The 24,530-nt window shown below is 55.8% G+C and carries 22 protein-coding genes; all 22 read left to right on the top strand.

Annotated elements, in window-relative coordinates; all coding sequences use genetic code 11:
* Position 1 precedes the first annotated feature (1 nt).
* On the top strand, positions 2-1,498 hold the full coding sequence (gene ravA, locus WFK59_RS20360) for an ATPase RavA (RefSeq protein WP_336757052.1): 1,497 nt from the start codon (positions 2-4) through the stop codon (positions 1,496-1,498).
* The gene (gene viaA, locus WFK59_RS20355) at positions 1,495-2,955 is read left to right on the top strand and encodes an ATPase RavA stimulator ViaA (protein WP_336757051.1); all 1,461 of its coding nucleotides are present in this window, start codon (positions 1,495-1,497) and stop codon (positions 2,953-2,955) included. Before ravA ends, viaA begins: the two co-directional genes overlap by 4 nt.
* Positions 2,956-3,026: 71 nt before the next feature.
* Positions 3,027-5,165: a 5-histidylcysteine sulfoxide synthase gene (gene ovoA / locus WFK59_RS20350; RefSeq protein WP_336757049.1), complete on the top strand. Its 2,139-nt coding sequence runs from the start codon at positions 3,027-3,029 to the stop codon at positions 5,163-5,165.
* A 102-nt stretch (positions 5,166-5,267) separates the two neighbouring features.
* Positions 5,268-5,729 (top strand): transcriptional regulator AsnC, encoded by a 462-nt coding sequence (gene asnC / locus WFK59_RS20345; protein WP_013359557.1) that lies wholly within the window; start codon positions 5,268-5,270, stop codon positions 5,727-5,729.
* Between the two features lie 154 nt (positions 5,730-5,883).
* Positions 5,884-6,324, top strand: a complete 441-nt coding sequence (gene mioC, locus WFK59_RS20340; RefSeq protein ID WP_336757047.1) for an FMN-binding protein MioC — start codon at positions 5,884-5,886, stop codon at positions 6,322-6,324.
* 432 nt (positions 6,325-6,756) lie between these two features.
* Positions 6,757-8,646 carry a tRNA uridine-5-carboxymethylaminomethyl(34) synthesis enzyme MnmG gene (gene mnmG, locus WFK59_RS20335; protein ID WP_336757046.1) on the top strand — a complete coding sequence of 630 codons (1,890 nt, stop codon included), beginning with the start codon at positions 6,757-6,759 and terminating at the stop codon, positions 8,644-8,646.
* A 47-nt stretch (positions 8,647-8,693) separates the two neighbouring features.
* Positions 8,694-9,317 carry a 16S rRNA (guanine(527)-N(7))-methyltransferase RsmG gene (rsmG, locus tag WFK59_RS20330; RefSeq protein ID WP_336757044.1) on the top strand — a complete coding sequence of 208 codons (624 nt, stop codon included), beginning with the start codon at positions 8,694-8,696 and terminating at the stop codon, positions 9,315-9,317.
* Positions 9,318-10,024: 707 nt separating this feature from the next.
* Positions 10,025-10,405, top strand: a complete 381-nt coding sequence (gene atpI, locus WFK59_RS20325) for a F0F1 ATP synthase subunit I (RefSeq protein WP_233985794.1) — start codon at positions 10,025-10,027, stop codon at positions 10,403-10,405.
* An 8-nt stretch (positions 10,406-10,413) separates the two neighbouring features.
* The gene (gene atpB, locus WFK59_RS20320; RefSeq protein WP_233985793.1) at positions 10,414-11,232 is read left to right on the top strand and encodes a F0F1 ATP synthase subunit A; all 819 of its coding nucleotides are present in this window, start codon (positions 10,414-10,416) and stop codon (positions 11,230-11,232) included.
* A 104-nt stretch (positions 11,233-11,336) separates the two neighbouring features.
* On the top strand, positions 11,337-11,576 hold the full coding sequence (gene atpE, locus WFK59_RS20315) for a F0F1 ATP synthase subunit C (RefSeq protein WP_003849523.1): 240 nt from the start codon (positions 11,337-11,339) through the stop codon (positions 11,574-11,576).
* A gap of 105 nt (positions 11,577-11,681) precedes the next feature.
* Complete coding sequence (atpF, locus tag WFK59_RS20310; RefSeq protein WP_233985792.1) at positions 11,682-12,152, top strand: F0F1 ATP synthase subunit B; 471 nt, start codon at positions 11,682-11,684, stop codon at positions 12,150-12,152.
* Positions 12,153-12,166: 14 nt separating this feature from the next.
* The gene (atpH, locus tag WFK59_RS20305; protein ID WP_233985791.1) at positions 12,167-12,700 is read left to right on the top strand and encodes a F0F1 ATP synthase subunit delta; all 534 of its coding nucleotides are present in this window, start codon (positions 12,167-12,169) and stop codon (positions 12,698-12,700) included.
* Positions 12,701-12,714: 14 nt separating this feature from the next.
* Positions 12,715-14,256, top strand: a complete 1,542-nt coding sequence (gene atpA, locus WFK59_RS20300) for a F0F1 ATP synthase subunit alpha (protein WP_010258868.1) — start codon at positions 12,715-12,717, stop codon at positions 14,254-14,256.
* Positions 14,257-14,308: 52 nt separating this feature from the next.
* The gene (atpG, locus tag WFK59_RS20295) at positions 14,309-15,175 is read left to right on the top strand and encodes a F0F1 ATP synthase subunit gamma (RefSeq protein ID WP_031590993.1); all 867 of its coding nucleotides are present in this window, start codon (positions 14,309-14,311) and stop codon (positions 15,173-15,175) included.
* 30 nt (positions 15,176-15,205) lie between these two features.
* Entirely contained in the window at positions 15,206-16,603 is a 1,398-nt protein-coding gene (gene atpD, locus WFK59_RS20290; RefSeq protein WP_010258870.1) for a F0F1 ATP synthase subunit beta, read from the top strand.
* A 24-nt stretch (positions 16,604-16,627) separates the two neighbouring features.
* Positions 16,628-17,047: a F0F1 ATP synthase subunit epsilon gene (locus tag WFK59_RS20285; protein WP_233985790.1), complete on the top strand. Its 420-nt coding sequence runs from the start codon at positions 16,628-16,630 to the stop codon at positions 17,045-17,047.
* A gap of 161 nt (positions 17,048-17,208) precedes the next feature.
* The gene (gene glmU / locus WFK59_RS20280; RefSeq protein WP_336757041.1) at positions 17,209-18,579 is read left to right on the top strand and encodes a bifunctional UDP-N-acetylglucosamine diphosphorylase/glucosamine-1-phosphate N-acetyltransferase GlmU; all 1,371 of its coding nucleotides are present in this window, start codon (positions 17,209-17,211) and stop codon (positions 18,577-18,579) included.
* Positions 18,580-18,725: 146 nt separating this feature from the next.
* Entirely contained in the window at positions 18,726-20,555 is a 1,830-nt protein-coding gene (glmS, locus tag WFK59_RS20275) for a glutamine--fructose-6-phosphate transaminase (isomerizing) (RefSeq protein ID WP_233985788.1), read from the top strand.
* A 165-nt stretch (positions 20,556-20,720) separates the two neighbouring features.
* Entirely contained in the window at positions 20,721-21,764 is a 1,044-nt protein-coding gene (pstS, locus tag WFK59_RS20270; protein ID WP_233985784.1) for a phosphate ABC transporter substrate-binding protein PstS, read from the top strand.
* 87 nt (positions 21,765-21,851) lie between these two features.
* Positions 21,852-22,814, top strand: coding sequence for a phosphate ABC transporter permease PstC (gene pstC, locus WFK59_RS20265; protein ID WP_031376162.1), 963 nt, complete (start codon positions 21,852-21,854; stop codon positions 22,812-22,814).
* On the top strand, positions 22,811-23,701 hold the full coding sequence (gene pstA, locus WFK59_RS20260; protein ID WP_031376161.1) for a phosphate ABC transporter permease PstA: 891 nt from the start codon (positions 22,811-22,813) through the stop codon (positions 23,699-23,701). Before pstC ends, pstA begins: the two co-directional genes overlap by 4 nt.
* 44 nt (positions 23,702-23,745) lie before the next feature.
* Positions 23,746-24,519 (top strand): phosphate ABC transporter ATP-binding protein PstB, encoded by a 774-nt coding sequence (pstB, locus tag WFK59_RS20255; protein WP_233985783.1) that lies wholly within the window; start codon positions 23,746-23,748, stop codon positions 24,517-24,519.
* The last annotated feature ends 11 nt before the right edge of the window (positions 24,520-24,530 follow it).

Here is a 24,530-nt window from a genome sequence, read left to right as displayed (position 1 = left end):
TATGGCTCAACCCCATCTTTTGGCAGAAAGAATTTCTCGTCTCAGCAATGCGTTAGAAAAAGGCCTGTATGAGCGGCACCACGCAATTCGCCTCTGTCTGCTGGCTGCGCTCAGCGGTGAGAGCGTGTTCCTGCTGGGACCGCCAGGCATCGCCAAGAGCCTGATTGCCCGCCGCCTGAAATATGCCTTCCAGCACGCCCGCGCTTTTGAATATCTGATGACCCGCTTTTCGACGCCTGAAGAGGTGTTCGGCCCGCTGTCGATTCAGGCACTGAAAGATGAGGGTCGCTATCAGCGCCTGACTAAAGGGTACCTGCCCGATGCGGAGATTGTCTTTCTGGATGAGATCTGGAAAGCCGGCCCGGCGATTCTGAATACGCTGCTGACTGCGATTAATGAACGCCGCTTCCGCAACGGCGACAGCGAAGAAAAAATTCCGATGCGGCTGCTGGTGACCGCCTCCAATGAACTGCCGGAAGCAGACAGCGGTCTGGAAGCGCTGTATGACCGGATGCTGATCCGCTTATGGCTGGATAACGTGCATGAGAAGCAGAATTTCCGCAGCATGCTGACCCACCAGCAGGATGAAAATGCCAATCCGGTGGCGGAATCGCTGCGCATCAGTGATGAAGAGTACGCCCAGTGGCAGCTCGGCATCAGCCAGGTGAGCCTGCCCGATGCGGTATTTGAACTGATCTACCAGTTGCGTCAGCAGCTGGAGAGCCAGCCCGCCGCACCTTACATCTCCGATCGCCGCTGGAAGAAAGCGATTCACCTGCTGCAGGCCAGCGCCTTTTACAGCGGCCGCAACGCCATCGCGCCCATCGACCTGATCCTGCTGAAAGATTGCCTGTGGCATGACGTCGCCTCAATGCAGCTGCTGGAGCGCGAAATCGATCTGTTAATGACGCAATATGCCTGGCAACAGCAGCCGATGCTGCTCAGACTGCAGCAGATCAAAGCCCGCCGCATGGCCTTACAGCAGCAACAGAGCATGGCGCAGGCGATCACGCTGGAGAAACACAGCGGCATGTTCAGCCGCAAACCGCATTACGATTTGCCGGAAAGCCTCACTGATGATCAGCTGCCCCTGATGCTGCAACAGCCGCTGACGCTGCACGATATGCAGGTGACGCATCTGGTGATCGCCCGTGACGCACTGAGTCAGTGGCTGCAAAAAGGCGGCGATATCCGCGGCAAACTCAATGGGATTGGCTTTGCGCAGACGCTGGATTTGCAGGTTGATGCGCAACACTGTCTGGCAATACGCGACGTCAGTCTGCAATCTTCACGTCTGACGCTGCCTGGCGTCAGTAACAGCGATCAGCTGCCAGGTGAAATCACCGAGGCGCTGGATACGCTGGAGAGTGAGTTACGCAGTCAGCGCCACCTGTTCAGCCAGCATCAGCGCTGCCTGTTTATCAGCGATGACTGGCTGGCGCGGGTTGAAACCAGCCTGCAGGATGTGGCGGAACAGCTGAAACAGGCGCGTAAATGATCTCTCTGGAGACGCTCAGCACGCTGCTCTCAATTGGCGAAACCGAACTGATTGAAGAGTTAATTATCGCGCTGCTGGCGTCGCCGCAACTGGCGCTGTTTTTTGAAAAATTCCCCGGTCTGAAAAAGGCGCTGCTGCGCGATGTGCCGCGCTGGAAAGCGGAAATCAGCGCGGAACTGAAAGCCACGCCGGTGCCCGCGTTACTGGCCGAAGAGTTTCAGCTGTTTCAACAGGTGCAGTTGCTCAGCGATCGTCAGTTCAGCCAGCAGCTCGACGCCACGCTTCAGACCCTTGAATGTCTGCCTTCCCCCTTTATCGATGAAGCCCGCCGACTGCTCCAGCATACCGACATTCATCATCTCAGCAGTGCGCAACATACGCTGTTTTTACAGCGCTGGCGGCTGAGCCTGACGCTGCAAACCCTGACGCTGAATCAGCAACTGCTGGAGCAGCAGCGCGAACGCCTGCTGGCCGAGTTGCAGCAGCGGATGGCGCTCAGTGGTCAGCTGGCCCCGATGCTGAGCGATGATGACGAAGCCGCAGCCGGCCGGCTGTGGGACATGAGTAAAACCTCGCTGCAGCCGGGCGATTACCAGCTGATGCTGCAATACGGCGATTTTCTGGCCCAGCAGCCGGAGCTGCTGAAACTGGCCCAGCAGCTTGGTCGCAGCCGGGAAGCGAAATCCGTGCCGTCGCAGGAGGCGCCGCTGGAGGCGTTTCATCAGCTGGTTCATGAACCGGCGGCCGTGCCGGAAGAGGTCAGCGGCATTCATCAGAGTGATGATGTGCTGCGCCTGCTGCCACCGGAACTGGCCGCGCTGAGCATCAGCGAACTGGAGCTGGAGTTTTATCGCCGGCTGGTGGAGAAACGCCTGCTGACCTACAAGCTGCAGGGCGATGCCTGGCATGAAAAAGTCACGCTGCGGCCAGTCAGCCACCAGCAGCATGAGGAGCAGCCGCGCGGGCCGTTTATTGTCTGCGTCGATACCTCCGGTTCCATGGGCGGTTTTAATGAGCGCTGCGCCAAAGCGTTCTGTCTGGCGTTACTCAAGGTGGCGCTGGCCGATCGACGTCGCTGCTACATTATGCTGTTCGCCCATGAGGTGATCGGCTATGAACTGACCGGTGATGATGGCCTGGAGCAGGCGATTCGCTTCCTCAGTCAGCGCTTTCGTGGCGGCACCGATCTGGCCGCCTGTCTTTCCGCCGTGGTGAAGCGCATGGAAGGGGTGCTCTGGCAGGAGGCGGATGCGGTGATCGTCTCCGATTTTATCGCCCAGCGTCTGCCGGAAGAGGTGATCGGCGCCATCAAACACCGCCAGCGACATAATCAGCAACGTTTTCACGCCGTGGCGATGTCGACGCACGGAAAGCCCGGTATTATGCGCATCTTCGACCATATCTGGCGCTTCGATACCGGCATGAAAAGCCGCCTGCTGCGCCACTGGCGTCGTTAAGTCATCAGGCAGAAATGCTTCTTTGCTATAGTGAATTACCGTTTCACTTACTCAGCAATCTGGAGCACCTTGTGACCACCGTCCATCCTCATCGCGATCTGCCTGCGCCGACGCGTACGTTATTGCTCTCCGGCCAGAATATTGAACAAAAACGAGCCGAGCTGCTGAGCTATTTTCACCAGACGTGGGAACAGTACGAAAGCCTGTTTACCTGCCTGGCCGATCCGCAGGCCTGGTTTACCAAAGCGATTCCGCTGCGCCATCCGCTGATCTTCTATTTTGGCCACACGGCGACCTTCTACATTAATAAGCTGATGGCCGGACGCTATATTGATGCGCGCCTCGACGACCGGATTGAAGCGATGATGGCGATTGGCGTCGATGAAATGAGCTGGGACGATCTCAACGACAACCACTACGCGTGGCCGACCATTGATGAGGTACGTGACTACCGTGGCCGGGTGAAAGCGCTGGTCAGCGACCTGATCCAGACCCTGCCGCTGAGCTTGCCGATCGCGTGGGACAGCCCGGCGTGGGTGATCCTGATGGGTATCGAGCATGAGCGTATTCATCTGGAAACCTCCAGCGTGCTGATCCGCCAGCTACCGGTTGACTGGATAACGCCGCAGCCCGCCTGGCCGATCTGTCCGCTGGCGCGCCACCAGCGTCAGGATGTGCCGGCCAACAGTCTGCTGGCGATGCCCGGCGGTACGGTTACGCTGGGGAAAACCGACGATACCTACGGCTGGGATAATGAGTACGGCAGCCAGCAGGTTACGCTGCAGCCGTTCAAAGCCAGCAAAATGCTGGTCAGCAATGCCGAATATTTTGAGTTTGTCCGTGCGGGCGGTTATCAGGATTCCCGCTGGTGGGATGATGAAGGCTGGGGCTGGCGGCAATTTGCTCAGGCTGAGATGCCGACGTTCTGGGTCGGCACGCCAGCGATGCCCGATCAGCTTAAACTGCGTCTGATGTGTGAAGAAGTGGCGATGCCGTGGGACTGGCCGGCGGAAGTGAACCAGCTTGAGGCGGCCGCCTTCTGTCGCTGGAAAGCCGAACAGAGCGGAATGGCGATTCAGCTGCCGTGCGAAGCCGAATGGTATCAGCTGCGCGAGCAGGTGGCGGGCGATCAGCCGCAGTGGGAACAGGCACCAGGCAATATCAATCTGGCGTACTGGGCTTCCTCCTCTCCGGTCGATCAGTTCGCCCAGGGCGACTTTTTCGATATCGTCGGTAACGTCTGGCAGTGGACCACGACACCGACCAACGGCTTTGAAGGTTTCAAAGTCCACCCGCTTTACGATGATTTCTCTACCCCGACCTTTGATGGCAAGCATTCGCTGATCAAAGGCGGCAGCTGGATCTCAACCGGCAACGAAGCGCTGAAATCGGCGCGCTATGCGTTCCGCCGCCATTTCTTCCAGCACGCCGGTTTCCGCTACGTGGTCTCCAGCCATCAGGAAAGTATGACGCTGAACCCGTATGAAACTGACGCCATGGTGTCGCAGTATCTCGACTTCCAGTATGGCCCGCGCTATTTCGGCGTGGATAATTATGCTGAAAGCCTGGTGAAGCTGGCGCTGAAGTACACCACGTCACAGACTGAAGCACTGGATATCGGCTGCGCCACCGGACGCGCCAGTTTTGAGCTGGCCCGCCACTTTGAACGCGTCACCGGCATGGACTACTCGGCGCGCTTCATCGACGTGGCGCTGCAGCTGACCAGCGGAGAAGATTTCCGTTATGTGGTGCCGCAGGAGGGCGATCTGGTGGAGTATCGCCAGGTGCGCCTGAAAGATTTCGCGCTGGATGGCGATCTGGCGCAGCGCATCCGGTTCGTGCAGGGCGATGCCTGTAACCTCAAGCCGCAACCGGCCCGCTACGATCTGGTGCTGGCCTCCAACCTGATCGATCGCCTGCGTCAGCCCGCGCGCTTCCTGCAGGATGTGACGCCGATGCTGCGGCCGGGCGGTATCCTGCTGCTCTCCTCGCCTTACACCTGGCTGGAAGAATACACGCCGAAAGAGAACTGGCTGGGCGGCGTACGGGAAAATGGCGAGGCGCTGACCACGCTGCAGGCGCTGCAACGGATACTGGCAGCCGACTTTGAACTGCTGGATGATCCAATCGATAAGCCGTTTGTGATCCGCGAAACAGCGCGCAAGTTCCAGCACACGCTGGCCCAGGTTACCGTCTGGCGCAAACGCTAAGTGAGCCGGCAGCGGCGTCCGTCGCTGCCGGTTGTTGCCTGTCTCGCTATTTTGCTGCACATTCTCCCTTTGTGAACACAACGCAGCCTAACGAGGATGGTCATGGCCGAACATTTGCAGCTCGATAACCTGGATCGCGGCATTCTGAATGCCCTGCTGGATAACGCGCGTACCGCTTACGCCGAGCTGGCAAAACAGTTTAATGTCAGCCCCGGCACCATCCATGTGCGGGTGGAAAAGATGAAACAGGCCGGCATTATTCTGGGCACCCGTGTCGATATCGATCCGCGCCAGCTGGGTTTTGATGTCTGCTGTTTTATCGGCATTATTCTCAAGAGCGCACGCGATTATCCGGCGGCACTGAGCAAGCTGGAAGCGCTGGATGAGGTGGTGGAAGCCTGGTATACCACCGGTCACTACAGCATCTTTATCAAGGTGATGTGCCGCTCGATTGATGCCCTGCAACAGGTGCTGATCAACAAGATCCAGACAATTGATGAAATTCAATCAACAGAAACCCTGATCTCCCTGCAAAACCCGATCATGCGCACCATCAAGCCCTGATCGCGCTTCCCCTGTGTACAACCTTATCCCGGACGAATGCAGCGGCTGACAACGGCTGCGTTCACATCACCCGATCCATTAACCCTGTTTTCCACAGGTGGATCACCGCTTGATCACAGCGTACAATGCCCGCCTTAATGTCCGGGAGAGCAAGATGGCCGATATTACCTTAATCAGTGGCAGTACTTTGGGCAGTGCCGAGTATGTTGCTGAGCATCTGGAAGAAAAATTACAGGAAGCAGGCTACTCAACGCAGCTGCTGCACGGCCCGGCGCTGGATGAAGTGCCGCTGGAAGGCATCTGGCTGGTGGTCTGCTCAACGCATGGCGCAGGCGAAATTCCCGATAATCTGCTGCCGTGGTTCGAGGCAATTAATGAAGAGCAGCCCGATCTCTCTCAGGTCCGGTTTGGGGCGGTCGGCCTCGGTAATCACGAATACGATCTGTTTTGCGGGGCGATCCGTCAGATAGAGACGCTGTTAGTTGCCCAGGGCGCTCAGCGGATCGGCGATCGTCTGGAAATCGATGTCCTTGAGCATGAGATCCCTGAAGATCCGGCCGGGGTATGGGTGATGGACTGGAAAAGCGCGATCTGAATCTGGTCGGGGATCGTGAAATAGTGACGATCCCCAGTGGAAGATGCTGATTTTGTCCTTTTGAAGCCGTTTATTTTGTGGATAACTACCCTCTTTTACTGCGTATAACCGGTAGTTATCCAAAGAGTAACCGCAGTATGCTTTTTGAGCTGTGTATAAGTAGCCATTTTGATCCCAGCTTATACGGATCAGGATCACCGATCATTAACAGCTAGTGATCCTTGCTAATCGCTTGTTGTGACTGGCGTTCTGGCACATATCCACAGAAACCGGCGATCCTAATAAGAGATCTAACAGAAAGATCATATACAGATCTAAGATCCTTTCTTTTAAAACCTGAGGATCCCGCAGCTTTCACCCCAGGCGGAATTTGAGTAGAATCCACGCCCCAGGACGACGATCCTGCCTGTTCATCAATCGAGGTACCACTTCATGTTTTATCAGGATCCTTTTGACGTCATCGTAATTGGTGGTGGTCATGCGGGCACCGAAGCCGCAATGGCGGCAGCCCGAATGGGTCAGCAAACCCTGTTACTCACCCATAACATTGATACGCTTGGACAAATGTCCTGTAACCCGGCGATCGGTGGCATTGGCAAAGGACATCTGGTGAAGGAAGTGGATGCCATGGGGGGTCTGATGGCCCACGCAATCGATCAGGCCGGTATTCAGTTTAGGATACTAAACGCGAGCAAAGGTCCAGCCGTCAGGGCAACCCGTGCTCAGGCCGATCGCGTGCTCTATCGTCAGGCAGTACGCACCGCACTGGAGAACCAGCCCAACCTGATGATCTTCCAGCAGGCGGTTGACGATCTGATTGTGGAAAACGATCGCGTCGTGGGTGCTGTGACTCAGATGGGGCTCAAATTCCGGGCGAAGACCGTGGTGCTGACCGTGGGTACCTTCCTCGACGGTAAAATTCATATCGGACTGGATAACTACAGCGGCGGCCGTGCAGGCGATCCGCCTTCCATTCCGCTGGCAAAACGACTGCGTGCCCTGCCGCTGCGGGTTAACCGCCTCAAGACCGGTACGCCGCCGCGCATTGATGCGCGCACCATCGATTTTTCAGTACTGACGCCGCAGCATGGCGATCACCCGATGCCGGTGTTCTCGTTCATGGGCAATGCCGCTCAGCATCCGCAGCAGGTACCGTGCTGGATCACTCATACCAATGAAAAAACCCATGAGGTGATCCGCAACAACCTCGATCGCAGCCCGATGTATGCCGGGATCATCGAAGGGATCGGGCCACGCTACTGCCCGTCGATCGAAGATAAAGTAATGCGCTTTGCCGATCGTAATGCGCATCAGATCTTCCTCGAACCGGAAGGACTGACCAGCAACGAAATTTATCCGAACGGCATCTCAACCAGCCTGCCGTTTGATGTGCAGATTCAGATCGTCCGCTCGATGCAGGGTCTGGAAAATGCGAAGATCGTGCGCCCGGGTTATGCCATTGAGTATGACTTCTTCGATCCGCGCGATCTGAAACCGACGCTGGAGAGCAAATTTATTCACGGTCTGTTCTTTGCCGGACAGATCAACGGAACCACCGGCTACGAAGAAGCGGCTGCGCAGGGTATGCTGGCTGGCCTCAACGCCGCGCGCCAGTCTGCCGACAAAGAGGGCTGGGCGCCGCGTCGCGATCAGGCTTACCTCGGCGTGCTGGTTGACGATCTCTGCACGCTCGGCACCAAAGAGCCGTACCGCATGTTTACCTCCCGCGCCGAGTATCGTCTGATGCTGCGTGAGGATAATGCCGATCTGCGTCTGACCGAAACCGGCCGCGAGCTGGGTCTGGTCGATGATGCCCGCTGGGCGCGCTTCAATCAGAAGCTGGAAGCGATTGAACAGGAGCGTCAGCGCCTGCGCGATATCTGGGTTCATCCAAAATCCGATCACGTGTCGGAGGTGAACACGGTTCTCAGTGCGCCGCTGACCAAAGAAGCCAGTGGCGAAGATCTGCTGCGTCGTCCGGAAATGACCTATCTGAAGCTGATGTCGCTGAACGCCTTTGGTCCGGCGCTGACTGATGAGCAGGCGGCTGAGCAGGTTGAGATTCAGGTCAAATATGAAGGCTATATCGCACGCCAGCAGGAGGAGATCGATCGTCAGCTGCGCAACGAAAACACCCTGTTGCCGGTTGACCTCGACTATCGCCAGGTCAACGGCCTGTCAAATGAGGTGATCGCCAAGCTGAATGACCACAAGCCGACCTCTATTGGCCAGGCGACGCGTATTTCCGGTATCACCCCGGCGGCCATCTCTATTCTGCTTATTTATCTGAAAAAACAGGGTCTGCTGCGCAAAAGCGCCTGACCTGAAACGGGGCGAGGCGACTCGCCCCCGCTGACTGGACTTACGCTGTGATTAACCGACTCACCTCGCTGCTGCAGGCAGCCAATATTTCCCTCTCCGATCAACAAAAACAGCAGCTGGTTGCCTATGTCGGGCTGCTGGATAAGTGGAACAAAGCCTACAACCTGACGTCAGTACGCGATCCCCAGCAGATGCTGGTGCGCCACATCCTCGACAGCATTGTGGTGGCACCCCAGCTGATCGGCTCACGCTTTATTGATGTGGGAACCGGACCGGGCCTGCCAGGTATTCCGCTGGCGATAGTGATGCCCGATGCGCACTTCACGCTGCTCGACAGCCTGGGTAAGCGAGTGCGCTTCCTGCGCCAGGTTCAGCATGAGTTAGGACTCACTAACATCACTCCGGTACAGAGCCGGGTTGAGGACTTCCCGGCCGAGCCACCTTTTGATGGCGTCATCAGCCGCGCATTTGCCTCACTGACCGACATGGTGAACTGGTGTCATCATTTACCGGGAACAGAAGGGCGCTTTTTTGCCCTCAAAGGCGTCCGTCCGGATGATGAAATTGCCAGCTTACCGGCGGGCTATCACTGTGATGCGGTGGTTAAACTGCAGATTCCACAGCTGGAAGGTGACCGTCACCTGGTGATTATTCGTCAGCACCAGGCCTGAAACGGGTAAGGATTTACTCTGCGCCAGCCGTCGGTCTTCATCCGATTGCTGGTGAAAAAAGGTGCAGTTGATGCGTTTAAAAAACGGCATTTTCATTCTGCAACATGCGGTGGAGGATTAACAAAGCCGACGGAAATTATCCGAAAAGCTCTGTTACATTTAACGTTTAATTCACATTTAGTTAGCAGAAAGATCACTTGTATAGCGGACTGGCGGAATAAAAATAGTCACGCCAGAAAATATATCAGGGTAATAACTCGGCGTGCGTAATATGAATTTAACGTTTCTCATGCACCCTTCGATGTCAATAGCGTGTTTTCCGGGAAAATAGGCTTCCCCGATTGCGCTTATATTTTCAATGTTATGATTTTGAAAGGTTTATTGAGAGAAGGAAAAGCCCGGAATTAGCCCTGAGAGAAAAGTTGAGACGGTGCGAATGCTTATTATGTGATCTAAAGCACGCTTTAAAAGCAAGTCGCCAGCCCATTTTCAGGCAGGAAACGACGAATCCCTGCGGGCTAATCTTTGGAAAAATAGCCCTCCGGAAAGAAATTTAAATAATTGTTCACCTTTTCGCTACTTACCGATTGAAATCGCAGGTGCGGCCCGTATAATTTGCACGGCTTTTGCTGCTTGACTCAAATGCGTAAAGGCAGTCTTATACGACACGCGACATACCCCTAATGGGGCAGGAGAGTATCAGCGTCATGTCAGTGTCTCTTTACAGTGTAAAATTCGCCCGGACAGTGCTGATGATTCAGCTGGTGACGATTGTCATCATCGGTGCACTCTTTGCTCTGAAAGATGTCACCTGGGGCGTTTCTGCTCTGGCAGGCGGCGCGGCAGCCTGGCTGCCAAACGTGTTGTTTTTGTTTTTAGCCTGGCGCCTGCAGGGGCAAACCCCCGCTTCGGGACGAGTCGCGTGGAGCTTCGCTTTGGGTGAAATAGCCAAAGTGTTCGCGACCATCATTTTGCTCATTGTGGCGTTGGGTCTATTCGGGGCGGTTTTCTGGCCGGTCGGAATAACCTGGTTATCGGTGCTGGTGGTACAAATGCTGGCACCGGCGGTAATTAACAACAAAGGGTAAGAGGCATCATGGCTGCAGGAGAAATCTCTACTCCGCAAGAATACATAGGGCACCATCTGAACAACCTTCAGCTGGACCTGCGTACTTTCGAGTTAGTGAATCCGCACGACGCTCCCGCGACGTTCTGGGTATTAAATATCGATTCCATGTTTTTCTCTCTGGTGCTGGGACTTATCTTCCTGGTGTTGTTCCGTAAAGTGGCTAAAACAGCTACCAGCGGTGTGCCAGGGAAATTACAAGCGGCTATCGAACTGGTTGTCGGTTTCGTTGATGACAACGTGCGCGACATGTATCACGGTAAGAGCAAACTTATCGCCCCGCTGGCGCTGACAATTTTTGTCTGGGTCTTCCTGATGAACTTCATGGATCTGCTGCCAATCGATCTGCTGCCGTATATCGGTGAGCATTGGTTGGGCCTGCCGGCGCTGCGCGTTGTGCCGTCTGCAGACGTGAACATCACGCTCTCTATGGCGTTGGGCGTCTTTATTTTGATTCTGTTCTACAGCATCAAAATGAAAGGCATTGGCGGCTTCACGAAAGAGCTGACGCTGCAGCCTTTTAACCACCCGATCTTCATCCCGATCAACCTGATTCTGGAAGGTGTCAGCCTGCTGTCTAAACCGGTTTCTCTCGGTTTACGACTGTTCGGCAACATGTATGCGGGTGAGCTGATCTTTATCCTTATTGCCGGTCTGTTGCCGTGGTGGTCGCAGTGGGTGCTGAATGTGCCGTGGGCCATTTTCCACATCCTGATCATTTCGCTACAGGCTTTCATTTTCATGGTCCTCACGATTGTCTATCTGTCGATGGCATCTGAAGAACATTGATTTTTTTCTCAACACTACTTTCCCTCTCTATTCCGGGTCACAGCCAGCCGGCTGCAGCCCGGAAGATGAAGGGAGCATTTAACTGAAACAAACTGGAGACTGTCATGGAAAACCTGAATATGGATCTGCTGTACATGGCTGCCGCTGTGATGATGGGCCTGGCGGCAATCGGTGCTGCGATCGGTATCGGCATCCTCGGAGGAAAATTCCTGGAAGGCGCTGCTCGTCAGCCTGACCTGATTCCTCTGCTGCGCACGCAGTTCTTTGTTGTAATGGGTCTGGTGGATGCAATCCCGATGATCGCTGTTGGTCTGGGTCTCTACGTGATGTTTGCTGTCGCCTAAAGCCCTGTGTTCACTCAGCGCACAGTGTGCAAGGGTGAACGGATTCTGCCGCTTATCGTTGATAACGGCAGAAAAGTTAAATACTCAATCTAGAGGCATTGTGCTGTGAACATTAATGCAACAATCCTCGGCCAGGCTATCGCGTTCATCCTGTTTGTCGCGTTCTGCATGAAGTACGTATGGCCGCCGCTTATGGCTGCTATCGAAAAGCGCCAGAAAGAAATTGCTGAAGGCCTTGCTTCTGCTGAACGTGCTAAGAAAGATTTGGATCTCGCGCAGGCTAATGCGACCGACCAGCTGAAAAAAGCCAAAGAAGACGCTCAGGTCATTATCGAGCAAGCGAACAAGCGTCGCGCGCAGATTCTGGACGAAGCCAAAACCGAAGCTGAAAACGAACGTACTCGCATCGTGGCACAAGCGCAGGCTGAAATTGACGCCGAACGCAAACGTGCTCGTGAAGAACTGCGTAAGCAAGTCGCGTTGCTGGCTATGGCCGGCGCCGAGAAGATCATCGAACGTTCCGTGGATGAAGCTGCTAACAGCGACATCGTTGATAAACTGGTCGCTGAACTGTAAGGAGGGAGGGGCTGATGTCTGATCTGATTACTGTAGCTCGCCCCTACGCCAAAGCAGCTTTTGACTTTGCTGTTGAGCATCAAGGTATAGAACGCTGGCAACAGATGCTGGCGTTTGCCGCAGAAGTGGCTCGCAATGAACAGATGGCTGATCTTCTCTCAGGTGCATTAGCACCCGAAGCGCTGGCAGCGTCGTTTAACGCAGTCTGTGGTGATCAACTGGATGAACCCGCGCAGAACCTGATTAAGGTGATGGCGGAAAACGGACGTTTGACAGCGCTTCCGGCAGTACTGGCCCAATTCATCGAACTGCGTGACGCTCATGAAGCCACCGCAGAAGTTGATGTTATCTCCGCCAGTACGCTGAGTGACGACCAGCTGAATAAAATCAGCGCCGCGATGGAAAAACGTCTGTCACGCAAAGTTAAGCTGAATTGCAAAATTGATAAGTCTGTGATGGCAGGCGTGATCATCCGTTCGGGTGATCTGGTTATTGATGGCAGCGTACGCGGCCGTCTTGACCGTCTGGCTGACGTCTTGCAGTCTTAAGGGGACTGGAGCATATGCAACTGAATTCCACCGAAATCAGCGAACTGATCAAGCAGCGCATTGCTCAGTTCAATGTCGTGAGTGAAGCTCACAACGAAGGTACGATTGTTTCTGTAAGTGACGGTATCATCCGCGTACACGGCCTGGCCGATGTGATGCAGGGTGAGATGATTGCCCTGCCGGGCAACCGTTACGCTATTGCCCTGAACCTCGAGCGTGACTCAGTAGGTGCAGTGGTAATGGGTCCTTACGCTGACCTCGCCGAAGGCATGAAGGTTAAGTGTACTGGCCGTATTCTGGAAGTACCGGTAGGCCGTGGCCTGCTGGGCCGTGTGGTGAACACCCTGGGTGCACCTATCGACGGTAAAGGCGCCATCGACAACGACGGTTTCTCACCGGTCGAAGTGATTGCACCGGGCGTTATCGATCGTCAGTCAGTCGACCAGCCGGTTCAGACCGGTTATAAGTCGGTCGATGCGATGATTCCAATCGGCCGTGGCCAGCGTGAGCTGATCATCGGTGACCGTCAGACCGGTAAAACCGCGATGGCGATCGATGCGATCATCAACCAGCGCGACTCAGGCATCAAGTGTGTCTACGTTGCGATTGGTCAGAAAGCCTCAACCATCTCTAACGTGGTTCGTAAGCTGGAAGAGCATGGCGCACTGCAGAACACCATCGTTGTTGTGGCGTCTGCTTCTGAATCTGCTGCACTGCAGTATCTCTCTCCGTACGCGGGTTGTGCGATGGGTGAATACTTCCGTGACCGCGGTGAAGATGCGCTGATCGTTTACGATGACCTTTCTAAGCAGGCTGTCGCGTACCGTCAGATTTCTCTGCTGCTGCGCCGTCCACCAGGTCGTGAAGCATTCCCTGGCGACGTGTTCTATCTCCACTCCCGTCTGCTGGAACGTGCATCACGCGTAAGCGCTGATTATGTAGAGCGTTTCACCAATGGCGCAGTGACAGGTAAAACCGGTTCACTGACCGCGCTGCCGATCATCGAAACCCAGGCGGGCGACGTTTCTGCGTTCGTTCCGACCAACGTAATCTCGATTACTGATGGTCAGATCTTCCTGGAATCGAACCTGTTCAACTCCGGTATTCGTCCGGCGGTTAACCCAGGTATTTCGGTATCCCGCGTAGGTGGTGCTGCACAGACCAAGATCATCAAGAAACTGTCCGGTGGTATTCGTACCGCGCTGGCACAGTATCGTGAACTGGCGGCGTTCTCGCAGTTCGCCTCTGATCTGGATGATGCAACCCGCAAACAGCTGAGCCACGGTCAGAAAGTGACCGAGCTGCTGAAGCAGAAACAGTATGCGCCGATGTCTGTTGCGCAGCAGGGTCTGGTTCTGTTCGCTGCAGAGCGTGGCTATCTGAACGACGTTGAACTGGCAAAAATTGGCAGCTTCGAAGCTGCACTGCTGGCCTTCGCCGATCGCGACCACGCTGAGCTGATGGCTGAAATCAACCAGTCGGGTAACTTTAATAACGATATCGAAGCCAAGCTGAAAGGCCTGGTCGAGACGTTTAAAGCAACCCAGTCCTGGTAATGTCTGGCGGCTTGTCTGAAAAGGCAGGCCGCAAGGCTTTGAGGAGAAGCTAATGGCCGGCGCAAAAGAGATACGAAGCAAGATTGGAAGCGTGAAAAACACGCAGAAGATCACCAAAGCGATGGAAATGGTCGCCGCCTCCAAGATGCGTAAAACGCAGGAACGCATGGCGGCCAGCCGTCCGTATGCAGAAACCATGCGCAAAGTGATTGGTCACCTTGCGTTGGGTAATCTGGAATACAAGCACCCTTACCTGGAAGAGCGCGACGTGAAGCGCGTCGGCTACCTGGTCGTTTCAACTGACCGCGGGCTTTGTGGTGGTTTGAACATTAACCTGTTCAAAAAGTTACTGGCGGATATGAAGTCCTGGTCCGATAAAGGCGTGCAGAGCGATCTGTCGATTATCGGTTCGAAAGGGGCGTCATTCTTTAATGCTGTGGGTGGCAACATTGTGGCGCAAGTCAGCGGCATGGGCGATAAACCTGCTCTGTCTGATCTGATTGGCCCGGTAAAAGTGATGTTGCAGGCTTATGATGAAGGCCGCATCGACAAGCTGATGATCGTCAATAACAAATTCAATAACACCATGTCTCAGACTCCGACCATTACCCAACTGCTGCCGTTACCGCCAGCGGAAGGTGAAGAAGAGATGAAGGCGAAGACCTGGGATTACCTGTATGAGCCCGATCCGAAAGCGCTGCTGGATACCCTGCTGCGTCGTTATGTCGAATCGCAGGTTTATCAGGGTGTGGTGGAAAATCTGGCCAGTGAGCAGGCCGCACGTATGGTGGCGATGAAAGCCGCAACCGATAACGGCGGAAATCTGATCAAAGAGCTGCAGTTGGTGTACAACAAAGCTCGTCAGGCCAGCATCACCCAGGAACTTACCGAGATTGTCGGTGGAGCCTCCGCGGTTTAACCAGGTTTGGAATTAGGTAGAGGATTCAAGATGGCAACTGGAAAGATTGTCCAGATTATCGGCGCCGTTGTTGACGTCGAATTCCCTCAGGACGCGGTACCGCAAGTGTACAGTGCCCTCGAGGTTATGAATGGTGATGCGCGTCTGGTGCTGGAAGTTCAGCAGCAGCTGGGCGGCGGCGTGGTCCGTACCATTGCAATGGGTACGTCTGACGGCCTGAAGCGTGGTCTGAGCGTCAACGACCTGCAGAAACCGATTCAGGTTCCGGTCGGTAAAGCGACCCTGGGCCGTATCATGAACGTTCTCGGCGAGCCAATCGACATGAAAGGCGAGCTGAAAGAAGAAGATGGCAGCGCAGTAGAGATCGCCTCTATTCACCGCGCGGCCCCTTCTTATGAAGATCAGTCTAACTCGCAGGAACTGCTGGAAACCGGCATCAAGGTTATCGACCTGATGTGTCCGTTCGCTAAGGGCGGTAAAGTGGGTCTGTTCGGTGGTGCGGGTGTAGGTAAAACCGTCAACATGATGGAACTGATCCGTAACATCGCGGCTGAACACTCAGGTTACTCAGTGTTTGCCGGTGTGGGTGAGCGTACTCGTGAGGGTAACGACTTCTACCACGAAATGACCGACTCTAACGTTATCGATAAAGTTGCGCTGGTCTATGGCCAGATGAACGAGCCGCCGGGTAACCGTCTGCGCGTGGCACTGACCGGTCTGACCATGGCGGAAAAATTCCGTGATGAAGGCCGTGACGTTCTGCTGTTCATCGATAACATCTACCGTTACACCCTGGCCGGTACCGAAGTGTCGGCACTGCTGGGTCGTATGCCATCTGCGGTAGGTTACCAGCCAACGCTGGCCGAAGAGATGGGTGTGTTGCAGGAGCGTATTACCTCCACCAAGACCGGTTCAATCACTTCCGTACAGGCCGTTTACGTCCCTGCGGATGACCTGACTGACCCGTCACCAGCAACCACCTTTGCGCACTTAGACTCAACGGTAACGCTGAGCCGCCAGATCGCCTCTCTGGGTATCTACCCGGCCGTTGATCCGCTGGACTCTACCAGCCGTCAGCTGGATCCGCTGGTTGTCGGTCAGGAACACTATGATGTTGCGCGTGGCGTTCAGTCACTGCTGCAGCGTTATCAGGAACTGAAAGACATCATCGCCATCCTCGGTATGGACGAGCTGTCTGAAGAAGATAAACTGCTGGTGGCACGTGCGCGTAAGATTCAGCGCTTCCTGTCTCAGCCGTTCTTCGTTGCGGAAGTCTTCACCGGTTCACCGGGCAAGTACGTTACGCTGAAAGACACTATCCGTGGCTTTAAAGGCATCATGGAAGGTGAGTTTGACCACCTGCCAGAGCAGGCCTTCTACATGGTTGGTGCCATCGAAGAAGCCGTGGAAAAAGCGAAGAAACTGTAATAACGGTTTCCCGGGAGGAAGATTATGGCTATGACTTATCACCTGGATGTGGTCAGCGCAGAGAAGCAGTTGTTCTCTGGTCTGGTACAGAAAATTCAGGTGTCAGGTAGCGAAGGTGAACTGGGGATTTTCCCTGGCCATGCGCCGCTGCTGACTGCCATTAAGCCTGGAATGATCCGTATCGTGAAACAGCACGGCGAAGAGGAGTTTATTTACCTCTCTGGCGGCGTGCTGGAAGTGCAGCCGGGCAGCAGCACCGTTCTGGCCGATACCGCGATCCGCGGTACCGACCTGGACGAAGCCCGCGCCCTGGAAGCGAAACGCAAAGCAGAAGAGCACATGAACAGCAGCCACGGCGACGTGGACTATGCTCAGGCCTCTGCCGAGCTGGCGAAAGCCATTGCCAAACTGCGCGTGATCGAACTGACCAAAAAAGCGATGTAATCCAGCTTTATGCGTCACGAAATGCCAGCCCTTCGGGCTGGCATTTTTTTTGTCTTTCCGATCATCTGCGCCCTTCCGCCTAATTTCGGCCTGAGAAAAATGTAGTAATCTCACCCTCAAACCGTTTTACTTTCACCCGTAAAAATTCACTCAGGATAGTTATGTCTAACAGTGCGATGAGTGTGGTGATCCTTGCTGCCGGCAAGGGCACCCGTATGTATTCCGATCTGCCAAAAGTTCTGCATACGCTGGCAGGCAAACCGATGGTGCAGCATGTGATTGACGCCGCCAAAGGGCTGGGCGCGCAGCAGGTTCATCTGGTTTATGGTCACGGCGGCGATCGCCTGAAGGCGACCCTCACTGACAGCACGCTCAACTGGGTGCTGCAGGCCGAGCAGCTCGGCACCGGCCACGCGATGCAGCAGGCGGCGCCCTGCTTCGCGGATGACGAAGACATTATGATGCTTTACGGTGACGTGCCGCTGATTGCGGAGGCGACGTTACAGCGCCTGCGTGAGGCCAAACCGCAGGGCGGCATCGGCCTGCTCACCGTGGTACTGGATAATCCCACCGGTTATGGCCGCATCGTGCGTGAGAACGGCACCATTGTTGGCATCGTCGAGCAGAAAGATGCCACGCCAGAGCAGCTGAAAATCACCGAAATCAACACCGGCATTCTGATCGCCAACGGCGGCGATCTGAAACGCTGGCTGGCGCAGCTCACCAATAACAACGCGCAGGGTGAATATTACATCACCGATATCATCGCGCTGGCCCATCAGGAAGGCCGGGTGATTGAGGCGGTTCATCCAACGCGCATCAGTGAGACCGACGGCGTGAATAATCGTCTGCAACTGGCCACGCTGGAGCGCACTTATCAGACCGAACAGGCTGAGCGCCTGCTGCTGGCGGGCGTGATGCTGCGCGATCCGGCCCGCTTTGATTTACGCGGCACGCTGACCCACGGCCGGGATGTGGAAATCGACACCAACGTCATCATTGAAGGCCAGGTGACGCTCGGCGACCGGGTAAAAATCGGTGCCGGCTGCATCATCAAAAACAGCGTGATTGGCGACGATTGCGAAATCAGCCCCTATTCGGTGATCGAGGATGCGAATCTGGCGGCCGCCTGTACTGTCGGACCTTTCGCCCGGCTGCGTCCCGGCAGCGAGCTGGCGCACGCCGCCCACGTTGGCAACTTCGTTGAGATGAAAAAAGCCCGTCTGGGCGAGGGTTCGAAAGCGGGCCACCTCTCTTATCTGGGTGACGCCGAGATCGGTGCCAACGTTAACATCGGTGCCGGCACTATCACCTGCAACTATGATGGCGCCAACAAATTCAAAACCGTGATCGGCGATAACGTGTTTGTCGGTTCCGATACGCAGCTGGTGGCCCCGGTCAGCGTGGCGGCCGGCGCTACGATTGCCGCCGGTACTACCATCATGAAAGATGTCACCGAAGCCGGTCTGGTCTATAACCGCAAAGAGCAGAACCACAAAGCAGCGTGGCAGCGTCCGCAGAAGAAAAAATAATTTTAACGGCCCGCTTCGCGCGGGCCGATGCAGTGCCAAAACTATAATCCCCACTCTCTACAAGGCTCGGGGAACCGGCAAAGCCGGATATCAGGTCGCATGACAACGAAAGTGGCGAACAGCCATGTAGTCAGGAAAACATCATTATGTGTGGAATTGTTGGTGCAGTAGCGCAACGCGATATCGCAGAAATTCTGCTGGAAGGCCTGCGTCGTCTTGAATATCGCGGATATGATTCGGCCGGTCTGGCCGTGGTCGATCGTCAGGGGCACGTTACGCGCCTGCGACGTTTAGGGAAAGTGCAGAAGCTGGCCGAGGCTGCCGAACAGCAGCCGCTGATTGGCGGAACCGGTATCGCCCATACGCGCTGGGCAACGCACGGCGAACCGTCGGAAGCCAATGCGCATCCGCACGTTTCAGAGCACATCGTTATCGTGCACAACGGCATTATTGAAAACCATGAGCCGCTGCGCGCTGAGCTGATCGCGCGTGGCTACGTTTTTGTCTCGGAAACCGACACCGAAGTGGTGGCGCACCTGGTGCACTGGGAGCAGAAACAGGGCGGTACGCTGCGTGAGGTGGTGCTGCGCGTCATTCCGCAACTGCGCGGTGCCTATGGCATGGTGATCATGGACAGCCGCGATCCGTCGCTGCTGGTGGCGGCTCGTTCCGGCAGCCCGCTGGTGATTGGCCGCGGCGTGGGTGAGAACTTTATTGCTTCCGATCAGCTGGCGCTGCTGCCGGTAACGCGGCGCTTCATCTATCTGGAAGAGGGCGATATCGCGGAAATCAGCCGTCGCGATGTGACGATTGTGGATCGCGCCGGTCAGCCGGTCACGCGCGCCGAAATCGAGTCGAATCTGCAATATGATGCCGGTGATAAAGGTATCTACCGTCATTACATGCAGAAAGAGATCTACGAGCAGCCGATTGCGCTGAAAAGCACCCTGAGCGGGCGCTTCAGTCAGGGCAAAGTTGACCTCAGCGAGCTGGGCGCAGGCGCGGAAACGCTGCTAAGCCAGGTGGAGCATATCCAGATCATCGCCTGCGGCACCTCCTACAACTCCGGCATGGTGTCACGCTACTGGTTTGAGTCGCTGGCAAACATCCCGTGCGACGTTGAGATCGCCTCTGAGTTTCGCTACCGCAAATCCGCGGTGCGGAAAAACAGCCTGCTGATCACCTTATCGCAATCGGGTGAAACCGCCGATACTCTGGCGGCGCTGCGCCTCTCCAAAGAGCTGGGCTACCTCGGCTCGCTGGCAGTGTGTAACGTGGCGGGTTCTTCGCTGGTGCGGGAATCCGATCTGGCGCTGATGACCAAAGCGGGCACCGAAATTGGGGTCGCCTCAACCAAAGCCTTTACCACCCAACTGGCGGTATTGCTGATGCTGGTGGCGAAACTGGGTCGGCTGAAAGGCATGGCGGCGGAAAAAGAGCATGAGATTGTCCATGCGCTGCAGGCGCTGCCAGGCCGGATTGAGCAGATGCTGGCGCAGGATAAGCTGATTGAAAACCTGGCGGAAGGCTTCTCGGATAAGCATCATGCGCTGTTCCTTGGTCGTGGCGATCAATACCCGATCGCCATGGAAGGGGCGCTGAAGCTCAAGGAAATCTCCTACATTCACGCTGAAGCCTATGCGGCCGGCGAGCTGAAGCACGGCCCGCTGGCGCTGATTGACGCCGATATGCCGGTGATCGTGGTCGCGCCCAACAACGAACTGCTGGAGAAGCTGAAATCCAATATCGAAGAGGTGCGCGCGCGCGGCGGTCTGCTCTATGTGTTTGCCGATCAGGATGCGGGCTTCAGCGACAGTGACGGGATGAAGATTATCCCGCTCCCGCACGTTGAAGAGGTGATTGCGCCAATCTTCTACACCGTGCCGTTGCAGTTACTCTCCTATCACGTCGCCCTGATCAAAGGCACCGACGTCGATCAGCCGCGTAACCTGGCGAAATCGGTTACCGTGGAATAACAAAGTGGGCCCCGTCGCGGGCCCGCTTCATTTTCGCCCACTGTCATATAACTGTCATATTTCGTACATTTCACTGTCATCAAACTGTCCTATTTTCCCTCCTGCAGCAATCACTGACTCTTACTAAAACGGCCCCGAGCCTGAATTTTCTCCCCTGGAGGGAACATGACACTGATGCGTAGCACCGTAGCCCGAATCCTCGCCGCCACCTTTGCAGTCAGCGCGGTATCTGCTTTTGCGGCCACCGATCTGACGGGCGCAGGCGGGACATTCCCGGCGCCGGTTTATGCCAAGTGGGCAGCAGAGTATCAGCAAGCCACCGGTAGCAAGATTAACTACCAGGGCATCGGTTCATCTGGCGGCGTGAAACAAATCATCGCCAAAACCGTCGATTTCGGTGCGTCCGATGCGCCAATGAAAGATGAAGATCTGCAGAAAAATGGCCTGTTCCAGTTCCCGACCGTGATCGGCGGTGTGGTACTGGCGGTTAACCTGCCGGGTATCAAATCGGGTGAACTGACGCTGGATGGCAAAACCGTCGGCGACATCTACCTCGGCACCATCAAAAAGTGGAACGATCCGGCGATCGCTAAGCTCAATCCGGGCGTGAAACTGCCAGACACCAACATCAACGTGGTACGCCGCGCCGATGGTTCCGGCACCTCGTTTGTCTTCACCAGCTACCTGGCGAAAGTGAACCCGGACTGGAACAGCAAAATTGGTAAAGGCAACACCGTAAACTGGCCGGTCGGTCTGGGCGGTAAAGGCAATGACGGCGTGGCCGCCTTTGTTCAGCGTCTGCCAGGTTCAATCGGCTATGTGGAATACGCTTACGCCAAACAGAACAACCTGACCTACACCAAACTGATGGATGCCGACGGCAAGCCGGTCGCACCAAGCGAAACCAGCTTCAGCAACGCGGCGAAAGGGGCTGACTGGAGCCAATCTTTTGCTCAGGACCTGACCTTCCAGAAAGGCGCGGATGCCTGGCCAATCTCTTCAACCACCTTTATCCTGGTTTACAAAGATCAGGCTAATGCGGCCAAAGGCAGCGAAGTGCTGAAGTTCTTTGACTGGGCTTACAAAAATGGCAGCAAAACCGCCACCGCGCTGGATTATGCCGCCCTGCCAGAGAGCGTGACCGAACAGATTCGCGCTGCCTGGAAAGCCAATATCAAAGACAGTTCTGGTAAGGCGCTTTATCAGTAATTGACCGACCCTGACCGGACTGCGGTTCGGTCAGACCCAACGGGCGGCGCACTGCCGCCCTGATAACTCCTGAAGACTGAGACTTCTATGGCTGCAACCAAGCCGGCATTCAAAGCCCCAGGCAAGCAAGGTGACAGAATTTTCGGTGCGCTGGTTAAACTGGCTGCGCTGATTGTGCTGTTACTGATGGGCGGCATTATCGTCTCCCTGATCATCTCCTCGTGGCCAAGCATTCAGAAGTTTGGTTTCTCCTTTTTGTGGACCAAAACCTGGGATGCACCCAACGAACAGTTTGGTGCGCTGGTACCGATTTACGGCACCCTCGTCACCTCAATCATCGCGCTGATTATTGCGGTGCCGGTGAGTTTTGGTATCGCGCTGTTCCTGACCGAACTGGCGCCAGGCTGGCTGCGACGTCCGCTGGGCACCGCCATCGAGCTGCTGGCTGCGATCCCCAGCATCGTCTACGGCATGTGGGGCCTGTTCGTGTTTGCCCCGCTGTTTGCCGAATATTTCCAGACGCCGGTCAACGACGTGATGTCAGGTATTCCGATTGTCGGTGAGCTGTTCTCCGGCCCGGCGTTCGGCATCGGTATTCTGGCAGCCGGCGTGATTCTGGCGATCATGATCATCCCCTACATCGCTTCGGTGATGCGTGATGTGTTTGAGCAGACGCCGGTGATGATGAAAGAGTCTGCCTACGGCATCGGCTGCACCACCTGGGAAGTGATCTGGCGCATCGTCCTGCCGTTCACCAAAAATGGCGTGATTGGTGGCGTGATGCTGGGTCTGGGCCGCGCACTGGGTGAAACCATGGCGGTGACCTTCATTATCGGCAACACCTACCAGCTCGACAGCCCGTCGCTGTTTATGCCGGGCAACAGCATCACCTCCGCCCTCGCCAATGAGTTCGCTGAAGCGGAGTCCGGCGTGCACGTAGCGGCACTGATGGAGCTGGGCCTGATTCTGTTTGTGATTACCTTTATCGTGCTGGCGATTTCAAAACTGATGATTATGCGGCTGGCGAAAAGTGAAGGAGCGCGATCATGACCACGATTGAAGTTCAGGCGCGCGCCGAACTGGACGCATCCCGGCGTAAGATGCAGTCCTGGCGCAGCACCAAAAACAAGATAGCGCTGACGCTGTCGCTGCTGACCATGGCCTTTGGCCTGTTCTGGCTGGTGTGGATCCTGTTTACCACCGTATCGCGCGGCCTTGATGGGCTGTCGTGGTCGCTGTTTACCGAATCAACGCCGCCACCGAATACCGCCGGCGGCGGTCTGGCCAACGCCTTAGCGGGCAGCGGACTGCTGATTTTCTGGTCCACCTTTTTCGGTACGCCGCTGGGCATCATGGCCGGTATCTATCTGGCGGAATATGGCCGCAAGTCGTTTCTGTCGGAAGTGATCCGCTTTATCAACGACATCCTGCTGTCGGCCCCGTCCATTGTGGTCGGGCTGTTCGTCTACACCATTGTGGTGTCGCAGATGCAGCACTTCTCCGGCTGGGCCGGTGTGATTGCGCTGGCGCTGCTGCAGGTTCCGATCGTGATTCGTACCACCGAGAACATGCTGCGGCTGGTGCCGGACAGTATGCGTGAAGCAGCTTACGCGCTGGGCACGCCGAAGTGGAAGATGATCTCGGCGATCACCCTGAAGGCGTCCGTTTCCGGCATTATCACCGGGGTACTGCTGGCGATTGCCCGTATCGCCGGTGAGACCGCTCCGCTGCTGTTTACTGCGCTGTCGAACCAGTTCTGGAGCACCGACATGATGCAGCCGCTGGCGAACCTGCCGGTCACCATCTTTAAGTTCGCCATGAGCCCGTTCGCCGAATGGCAGAGCCTGGCCTGGGCTGGCGTACTGATTATTACCTTGTGCGTGCTGCTGCTGAACATCGTAGCGCGGGTGATTTTCGCCAAGGGTAAACACGGTTAACTTCCGGCGCTGCCCTGCGCGGCGCCGTATAAGAGAGACGAGCAATGAGTATCGCGACTGCACCAGCCGATAAAATTCAGGTCCGTAATCTGAACTTCTATTACGGCAAGTTTCACGCGTTAAAGAATATCAATCTGGATATCGCCAAAAATCAGGTGACCGCCTTTATCGGGCCATCCGGCTGTGGTAAATCGACCCTGCTGCGCACCTTCAACAAAATGTATTCGCTCTACCCGGATCAGCGGGCGGAAGGCGATATTCTGCTGGATGGCGACAATATTCTGGCGACGCAACAGGATATCGCGTTATTGCGCGCCCGGGTCGGCATGGTGTTTCAGAAGCCAACACCGTTTCCGATGTCGATTTATGACAACATCGCCTTTGGTGTCCGCCTGTTTGAAAAACTGTCCCGTGCCGATATGGACGCGCGAGTGCAGTGGGCGCTGACCAAAGCGGCGCTGTGGAATGAAACCAAAGACAAGCTGCATCAGAGCGGTTACAGTCTCTCCGGCGGTCAGCAGCAGCGTCTCTGCATCGCGCGTGGCATCGCGATTCGCCCGGAAGTGTTGTTGCTGGACGAACCCTGCTCGGCGCTCGACCCCATCTCCACCGGGCGTATTGAAGAGCTGATTACCGAGCTGAAACAGGATTACACCGTGGTGATCGTGACGCACAACATGCAGCAGGCCGCACGCTGTTCCGACCACACCGCATTTATGTATCTGGGCGAACTGATTGAATTTAGCGATACCGACACGCTGTTCACCAAGCCGGCACAGAAGCAAACTGAAGACTACATTACTGGCCGCTACGGCTGATTTGACAGGAG

Origin of the sequence: Pantoea sp. USHLN298 (assembly GCF_037149395.1) — a bacterium.
GTDB classification, from domain to species: Bacteria; Pseudomonadota; Gammaproteobacteria; order Enterobacterales; family Enterobacteriaceae; genus Pantoea; species Pantoea astica.
This window is presented reverse-complemented; position numbering and strand designations above follow the sequence as displayed.

What these genes read in the sequence shown, in the direction of transcription:
- pstA (WP_031376161.1), top strand. Translation starts at nt 22,811, where the DNA reads ATGACCACGATTGAAGTTCAGGCGCGCGCCGAACTGGACGCATCCCGG.
- atpD (WP_010258870.1), top strand. Translation starts at nt 15,206, where the DNA reads ATGGCAACTGGAAAGATTGTCCAGATTATCGGCGCCGTTGTTGACGTC.
- ravA (WP_336757052.1), top strand. Translation starts at nt 2, where the DNA reads ATGGCTCAACCCCATCTTTTGGCAGAAAGAATTTCTCGTCTCAGCAAT.
- atpH (WP_233985791.1), top strand. Translation starts at nt 12,167, where the DNA reads ATGTCTGATCTGATTACTGTAGCTCGCCCCTACGCCAAAGCAGCTTTT.
- atpA (WP_010258868.1), top strand. Translation starts at nt 12,715, where the DNA reads ATGCAACTGAATTCCACCGAAATCAGCGAACTGATCAAGCAGCGCATT.
- viaA (WP_336757051.1), top strand. Translation starts at nt 1,495, where the DNA reads ATGATCTCTCTGGAGACGCTCAGCACGCTGCTCTCAATTGGCGAAACC.
- pstS (WP_233985784.1), top strand. Translation starts at nt 20,721, where the DNA reads ATGACACTGATGCGTAGCACCGTAGCCCGAATCCTCGCCGCCACCTTT.
- mnmG (WP_336757046.1), top strand. Translation starts at nt 6,757, where the DNA reads ATGTTTTATCAGGATCCTTTTGACGTCATCGTAATTGGTGGTGGTCAT.
- mioC (WP_336757047.1), top strand. Translation starts at nt 5,884, where the DNA reads ATGGCCGATATTACCTTAATCAGTGGCAGTACTTTGGGCAGTGCCGAG.
- atpI (WP_233985794.1), top strand. Translation starts at nt 10,025, where the DNA reads ATGTCAGTGTCTCTTTACAGTGTAAAATTCGCCCGGACAGTGCTGATG.
- atpG (WP_031590993.1), top strand. Translation starts at nt 14,309, where the DNA reads ATGGCCGGCGCAAAAGAGATACGAAGCAAGATTGGAAGCGTGAAAAAC.
- glmS (WP_233985788.1), top strand. Translation starts at nt 18,726, where the DNA reads ATGTGTGGAATTGTTGGTGCAGTAGCGCAACGCGATATCGCAGAAATT.
- glmU (WP_336757041.1), top strand. Translation starts at nt 17,209, where the DNA reads ATGTCTAACAGTGCGATGAGTGTGGTGATCCTTGCTGCCGGCAAGGGC.
- atpB (WP_233985793.1), top strand. Translation starts at nt 10,414, where the DNA reads ATGGCTGCAGGAGAAATCTCTACTCCGCAAGAATACATAGGGCACCAT.
- asnC (WP_013359557.1), top strand. Translation starts at nt 5,268, where the DNA reads ATGGCCGAACATTTGCAGCTCGATAACCTGGATCGCGGCATTCTGAAT.
- WFK59_RS20285 (WP_233985790.1), top strand. Translation starts at nt 16,628, where the DNA reads ATGGCTATGACTTATCACCTGGATGTGGTCAGCGCAGAGAAGCAGTTG.
- atpE (WP_003849523.1), top strand. Translation starts at nt 11,337, where the DNA reads ATGGAAAACCTGAATATGGATCTGCTGTACATGGCTGCCGCTGTGATG.
- pstB (WP_233985783.1), top strand. Translation starts at nt 23,746, where the DNA reads ATGAGTATCGCGACTGCACCAGCCGATAAAATTCAGGTCCGTAATCTG.
- pstC (WP_031376162.1), top strand. Translation starts at nt 21,852, where the DNA reads ATGGCTGCAACCAAGCCGGCATTCAAAGCCCCAGGCAAGCAAGGTGAC.